Here is a 5,966-nt window from a genome sequence, read left to right on the forward strand (position 1 = left end):
GGGGGCGGCACGTCCGCGCGCTGCCACGTCGTCTGCGGGTCCCCGTTGCCGGCCTGGTGCAGGTAGGCGCCGTTCTGGCAGTAGGGCGGGTCCTGGAGGTTCAGCACGAGGCCGAAGTGCACGCGACCGTCGCCGGGGACCACCGACGGCGCCGCCGCCGAGAGGCCGGGGTAGGTCACGAGGAACTGCTCCACCCCGGCGAGCCGCGGCTGCACGATCCGGACGGTCGTGAGCAGGTTGGCGAGCACCCGCGACAGGTCCGGGCCCGTCTCGCGGATGAGGCCCTCGAGCTGCGTCGCGGCCGGTGGCGCGGCGTTCACGAGCCGGCGCAGGTTCGGGTCGTCGGCCTTCAGCTGGGCCGTGAACAGGTCCAGGCTGCGGCTGAACGAGAGGATCTGCGGACCGAGCTCGCTCTGCGTGGTCAGCACGGTGCGGCTGTCCCGCAGGAGCTGGGTGGTCTGCGGGAGCTGGCTGATCGCGGTGGCGACCAGGGTGTTCGAGCTGTCGAGCAGGCGCTGCAGGTCCGGGCCGGTGCGGTCGAACGAGGTGTAGAGCTCGTTGACGGTGGTCTGCAGCTGCGGGATCGGCACCGAGGTCGCGAGCTGGTTGACGTCCTTCAGGAGCGAGTCGACCGGCACCGGGGTGCGCACCCGATCGGCCGGGATGACCGACCCGTCCTCCAGGTACGGCCCGCCGTCGCGCGGCGGCTCGAGGTCGACGTACTGCTCGCCGACCGCCGAGCGGTTCGCGATGACCGCGATCGCCGACGCGGGCACGTCGGGGCTGTCCTTCTCGATCTCCAGGTCGGTCTCGAGCCCGGTCGGCGTGACCCGCATGTCGCCGACCTTGCCGATCTCCACGCCGCGGTAGCTCACCGACGCCTTGGGGAAGATCCCGCCGGAGTCGGTCATCTCGACCTTGACGACGTAGGGCCCGAGCCCGATGAGCGAGTCGGCCCCGACGTAGCGGAACGCGATGTAGCTGATCCCCGCGACCGACATGACCACGAACAGGATGAGCAGGTTCCGGATCTGCTTGGTCATGTCAGTTGCCGTTCCCCTGCTTCGGAGTGAGGCCGGGGATGGCGAGCGGCACCCCGTTGCTGCGCCGGACCTGGGCCGCCGCGGTCTGGGCCGGGGTCGTGCCCGCCGACGAGAGCACCTGCTGGTTCTGCAGCAGCGCGAACACCTGGTCCACCCCCGGGACGCTCGCCCCGCTGGTGATGAGCGTGAGGATGTCGCTGAGGTTGACCTGCAACGTGACGTCGATGTTCGCGAAGTCGCCCTTGATGACGCTCAGCGAGTTGTCCGCGAACGGGATCGTCAGGAGGATCTGGAGGGACCCCGGCAGGGCGTCGCCCGCGGCGATCAGGTTGCCCAGGATCGGTTCGAGGCGCTGCAGGTCGGCCACGGTGTTCGCCTGGCTGCGGTTGATGACGTCGGTCGCGACCCCGCCGAGGCGCTGCAGCGACTGGAGCGTCGTCACGAGCAGTCCGCGCTGCTGGTTCAGCACGTCGAGCCCGGGCTGCAGGTTGTCGAGGATGTTCGCGATCTTGGCGCGTTGCGTCACCAGCGTCTGCGAGAGGCGGTCCACCGAGTCGAGGGCCCGCACGATGTCGCCGCGCTGCTTGTCGAGCGTCCCGACGAAGACGTTCAGGTTGTCGAGCAGCCCCCGCAGCTGGTCCTCGTTGCCGTTCAGGGCGGCGTTGAGCTCCCGCGAGATCGTCTGGACCTTCTCGACCCCGCCGCCGTTGAGCAGCAGCGAGAGGGCGCCGAGGACCTCCTCGACCTGGGCCCCGACGTCGGTGCGGTCGAGCGGGATGACGGCGCCGTTCTGGAGCCGGCCCTGCGGCGGCGCCATCGTCGGGTTGTCGAGCGAGACGAACTTCTCGCCCAGGAGGCTGGTCTGGCGCAGCTTGGCCATGGCGTTGGCCGGCAGGACCACGTCGCCGTTCACCGACATCGTCACCTCGGCGGTCCAGCCGTCCGGGGCGAGGCGGACCTCGCGGACGACGCCGACGGGCACGTCGTTGGTCCGCACGCTCGCGTTGGGGACGAGGTCGACGACGTTGGAGAGCAGCGCCGTGACGTCGTAGGAGTGGTCCCCGAGCACCGCACCACCGGGGAGCGGCACTTCCTGCACGGACTGGTAACCGCAGCCGGCGAGGCCGACCGCGGACACGAGGACCACGAGCAGCAGGCGCCACACGGTCCCGAGCCGCCTCCCGGTCGCGCCGGCGTGCGGCCGCGGGCTCGTCATCGACACGGTCCCCCTCATCGCGTCGTCAGCCCCGACAACAGGCCCTGGCCGGGCTGGGTCGGAGCGGCTCCCTGGTCGGCGGCGGTGGGCGTCGGCACCACCGCGGTGGTCGCGTTCTCCAGCACGTTGCCGACCGCGGCCGCGGCCGTGCGGTTCGCGCTCAGCAGCCCGGCGAGCTGCTGGTACGGCGCGAGCGCGTTCTGCAGCGACGCCGCCCCGGCCGGGGTGAGCGTCGAGCAGGTCGCGAGGGCCTCGGACACCGGGACCGGGAGCTGCCCCGGGGCGATCCCCCCGAGAACGCCGCCGAGCGCGTTGCCGCTGAGCAGCCCGCAGAGGAGCGCCTGCGGGTTCAGCGTCGGCAGGTTGAGTCCGGGAGCCAGGACGGGACGCACGTCGAGCGTCCCGAACTTCGCGTTGTAGGAGTTCGTCAGGTTGTTCAGGGCGAGCGGGGCCACGTCGAAGGTCTCGGCGAGGGCCTTCTGCTGGCGCACCAGGATGTCGGTGATGCTCGCGAGCTGGCCGACGTCGACGCGCAGGCCGTCGCGGTTGTCGCGGATGAACGACGCGACGTCCTCGAGCGCCGGGGGCAGCACCTGCAGGACCCCGGAGAGGTTGCCCCGCTCGCTCGCGAGGAAGCCGGAGAAGTCGGCGAGCTGGTCGTTGAGCAGCCGGACCTGGCCGTCGTTGCGGGCCAGGGTGTTCGTGAACTGGCCGAGGTTGTCGACCGTGGCGAACAGGTTCTCGCGGTTGTCGGACAGCGTTCCGACGGCGCCGGCGAGCTCGGTGATCGTCTGCTTGATCGCCTCGCCGTTGCCGCCCAGGGTGTTCGCCGAGGAGGTCAGCAGCTTGTTGAGGGCGCCGGTCTTGTCGGCGCCGTTCGGGCCGAGCGCGGTGGCGATGGTGTCGAGGCTCTTGTAGACGCGGTCGAGCTCGACCGGCACCGCGGTGCGCTGCACGGGGATGACGGCGCCGTCGTTCATCATCGGGCCGCCGGTGTAGTTCGGTCCGAGCTGGACGTAGCGGTCGGAGACCAGGGTCGGGGCGACGATGACGGCCTGCGCGTTCGCCGAGATCGGCACCTTGTTGTCGACCTTCAGCGTCACCCGCACGACGTTGCCCTGCGGGACGATCTCCTCGACGGTGCCCACCGGGACGCCGCTCACGTCGACGGTGTTCTTCGTGTAGAGGCCGACGACGCTGGAGAAGTAGGCCGTGATCTCGCGGGAGCTCCCGCGCTGCAGGGCGTACCAGAGCCCGGCGGTGGCCAGGAGGGCCACGATGAGGACGACGGCCAGCGTGCGGGCGAGGCTGTCGAAGAGGTTCGAGACTCGGGTCGTCACCGGTTACCCCCCTCCCTGGGTCTGGGGCTGCTGGGTCTGCGGCTGGTCCTGCCCCTGCGGCTGGGTCTGCCCCTGCGGCTGGGTCTGCGGCTGCGTCTGCCCCTGCGGCTGTGTCTGCGGCTGCGTCTGCCCCTGGGGCTGGGTCTGCGGCTGCGTCTGCCCCTGGGGCTGCGCCGCGGCCGGGGCCTGGCCGATCGCCGCCGGGGCGATCAGCGGGACGCCGCCGGGGAACAGCGTCGACAGGTTGATCCCCGACGCCTGCCCGGCCTGGAGCAGGGGCTGCCCGAGGCTGTTGACGGCGTTGGTGACCAGCGCCGGGTTCGGCGCGAGCGTGCTGAGGAGCGACTGCGCGAACGCCGCCTGGTTCTGCGTGTCGTTGGGCACGCACCGCGGGTCGAGCGGCGGGTCGAGGTTGCAGATGTAGGCGTCGAACCAGCGCCCGTTGCCGACCACGTTGCCGAACACCCGCACGAACGGCGCGAAGAGCCGGATGCCGTTCTCGAGGTTCGCCGAGTTGGTCTGCAGCGTGGTGAGGACGCCGTTGAGCTTGGCCAGCGTCGGCCCGAGCGTGGCCCGGTTGTCCGCGACGAGCCCGCGCAGCTGCTGGGAGAGCGCGATCGTCCCGTTGAGCAGGTCGTCGATCGCCGCCTTGCGGCTGCGGAGCTCGCCGAGCAGCAGGTTGCCGTTCTTGATGAGCGCCTCGATGTCGCCGTCCCGGGCCGCGAGCACCTGGGTGGTGGCGCGGGTGTTGGCGAGCAGGTGGGCGAGCTCGGTGTCCCGCGAGGAGATCGTCCGCGAGAGCCGGGACAGCCCGTCGAGGGCGGGGCGGATGGGCCCGGCCGAGCCGTCCAGCGTCTGGGAGAGCGTGTTGAGGCTCTCGCCGAGCTGGTCGGTGTTGAGTCCCTCGACGGTCGTCGTGAGCTGCGAGAACGCGGTGATCACGTCGAACGGCGCGGTCGTGCGGGTCCGCGGGATGACGCTGTCCGGGTCCAGCGGCTGGTTCCCGGCCGGCTGGAGGTTGATGTACTTCTGCCCGAGCAGCGTCTTGATCTCGATCGACGCCCGCGTCTGGTCGCCCAGCCAGGTGTCGGGAGCCTTGAACGAGACGACGACGTCGTTCCCCGCGAGCTCGACGTCGGTGACCGTTCCGACGCGGACGCCGGCGACGCGGACGTCGTCGTCGGGCTGCAGACCCGCGGCCTCGGCGAACTGCGCGGTGTAGGTCGCCCCCTGCCCGATGAGGGGCAGGTCGCGGATGTTGAGCGAGGCGAGCACGAGCAGCACCAGCACGATGAGGCTCACCGCGCCGATGACGATGGGGTTCCGTTTCCGGAACGGCTTCATCCTCCGCATCGGTACCCCGCCCCGAGAACGGCCGGCGGCAGCGAGAGGCTGACCGGCGGGACGGGCAACGGCGCGAGGTTCACGGTCACGCCCGCCGAGCACAGGTAGAAGTTGAACCAGGAGCCGTAGCTACCGGCCCGGCCGAAGTTGTTGGCCTTCTGCGGGATGTTCCGCAACGCGTTCTCCACGAGCCCTCGGTTGCGGTTGAGGATGTCCGACTCCTGCCCGAGCTTGACGATGTCGTCGGCCAGCGGCGGACGGGCCTCCTGGAGGAGGCCGGCGGTGACGTTGGTCAGGTCCGCGATGGGCTGCAGCGAGGACCCGATCGCGACCCGGTCCTGGGCCAGCCCGGTGACCAGCTGCTGGAGGGAGACGAGCAGCCCCGAGAGCTTGTCGTCGCGGGCGTTCACGGTGTCGAGCGTCAGGTTCAGGTTGTTGATCACGTCGCCGATCACGGCGTCGCGGTCGGCGATCGTCGAGGTCAGCGAGGCGGTCTGCGCGAGGAGCTGGTTGATGTTCCCGCCCTCGCCCTGGAGGACCTGGATGATCTCGAACGACAGCTTGTTCACGTCGTCGGGGTTCAGGGCCTGGAAGAGCGGCTTGAACCCGTTGAAGACCGTCGTGAGGTTCAGCGGCGGCTGGGTCTGCGTCACCGGCACGGTCGCGTCCGGCTGTAGGTACTGGTTCATCGGCCCGTTGCCGCGCTGGATGTCGAGGTACCGCTGGCCGACGAGGTTCTGGTACTTGATCGCGAACCGCGCGCCGGTGGGGAGCTTGCGCTCCTCCTCGACGCTGAACTCGACCTGGGCGACCGACCGGTCGACGACCTGGACGTCCGTGACCTCCCCGACCCGGACGCCCGCGATGCGGACGTCGCTGCCGGCGATGAGGCCCGACGCGTCGGTGAAGTCGGCCTTGTAGGTCTCCGTCGAGGCGAAGAACTGGTTCTGGATGGTGGTGAGCAGCAGCAGGACCGAGAGGACCGTGACCAGGGCGAAGATGCCCAGCTTGATCAGCGGTGCG

5 protein-coding genes are annotated in these 5,966 nt (G+C 70.5%); all 5 read right to left on the bottom strand.

Going from position 1 to position 5,966, the window contains the following annotated elements:
- A partial coding sequence (locus tag AC0CYZ_RS04675; RefSeq protein ID WP_472212809.1) for an MCE family protein occupies nt 1-1,043 on the bottom strand: 1,043 nt, incomplete at its 3' end.
- A gap of 1 nt (nt 1,044) precedes the next feature.
- A complete protein-coding gene (locus AC0CYZ_RS04680) occupies nt 1,045-2,259 on the bottom strand; it encodes an MCE family protein (RefSeq protein ID WP_472212811.1) in 1,215 nt (404 codons plus the stop codon).
- 14 nt (nt 2,260-2,273) lie between these two features.
- Entirely contained in the window at nt 2,274-3,599 is a 1,326-nt protein-coding gene (locus AC0CYZ_RS04685; protein WP_472212813.1) for an MCE family protein, read from the bottom strand.
- Nucleotides 3,600-3,602: 3 nt separating this feature from the next.
- The gene (locus tag AC0CYZ_RS04690) at nt 3,603-4,901 is read right to left on the bottom strand and encodes an MCE family protein (RefSeq protein WP_472212815.1); all 1,299 of its coding nucleotides are present in this window, start codon (nt 4,899-4,901) and stop codon (nt 3,603-3,605) included.
- Between the two features lie 38 nt (nt 4,902-4,939).
- Nucleotides 4,940-5,966, bottom strand: a 1,027-nt coding sequence (locus tag AC0CYZ_RS04695; RefSeq protein ID WP_472212817.1) for an MCE family protein, incomplete at its 5' end; no start/stop codon positions are given.

It is taken from the genome of Actinomycetospora sp. (assembly GCF_055612215.1).

Excerpts from the sequence above, each read along its gene's own strand:
- AC0CYZ_RS04680 (WP_472212811.1), bottom strand. The coding sequence starts at position 2,259 with ATGACGAGCCCGCGGCCGCACGCCGGCGCGACCGGGAGGCGGCTCGGG.